The sequence below is a fragment of the Rhodococcus sp. LB1 genome (assembly GCF_001583455.1).
GTDB classification, from domain to species: Bacteria; Actinomycetota; Actinomycetes; order Mycobacteriales; family Mycobacteriaceae; genus Rhodococcus_F; species Rhodococcus_F opacus.
Window position 1 is genome coordinate 460 of record NZ_LTCZ01000208.1, and the last position, 603, is coordinate 1062.

1 protein-coding gene is annotated in these 603 nt (G+C 67.7%); it reads right to left on the reverse strand.

Features of this window, described 5'->3' with window-relative positions; all coding sequences use genetic code 11:
- Nucleotides 1–603, reverse strand: a 603-nt coding sequence (locus AZG88_RS25595; protein WP_156517620.1) for an iron-containing alcohol dehydrogenase, incomplete at both ends; no start/stop codon positions are given.

The window sequence follows — 603 nt, forward strand, 5'->3', positions numbered from 1 at the left end:
CAGGCCCGATCCGGCGGAGGCGAAAGCGACCCCGGCCAGGTACGCGCCGTACAGGACCTGTTCCCGACCGGGCAGTCCGTGGGGATCGGCGTTCACGGCCGGCAGTCCGGCGGCGAGAGTGCGGATGCCTTCGCCGGCGAGCGCCCGGTTGATCGGATCCGCCCGGGGTCCCCACATGGCGTCGATGCAGTGGGCGAGCCCGTTCATCCCGGATGCCACCGACAGGTCCACGGGCAGCGACAGGGTCAGGTTGGCGTCGTAGATGACCGTGGTGGGGAGCACCTTGTCGTCGACCCCGGTGGTCTTGCGGGATTGTTCGGTCAGCCCCCAGACGTTGGTGGCCTCGGAGCCGGAGTAGGTGGTGGGTATCGCGATGATCGGGATTCCGGTGACCATCGCGATTGCCTTGGCCAGCCCCGTGGTCGACCCTCCGCCCACCGAGACGATGAGGTCGATCTCGTGGTGCAGGGCGATGCTGCGCGCGCTGTTCGCCTTGTCGATGGGGACATGCGGGGCGACGTCGTGGTGATGCACTGTGACTCCGATTTGGCGGGTTACCTCGTCGGCGGTGGATGCTTCGGAGGCACTGGAGATCACCATGAC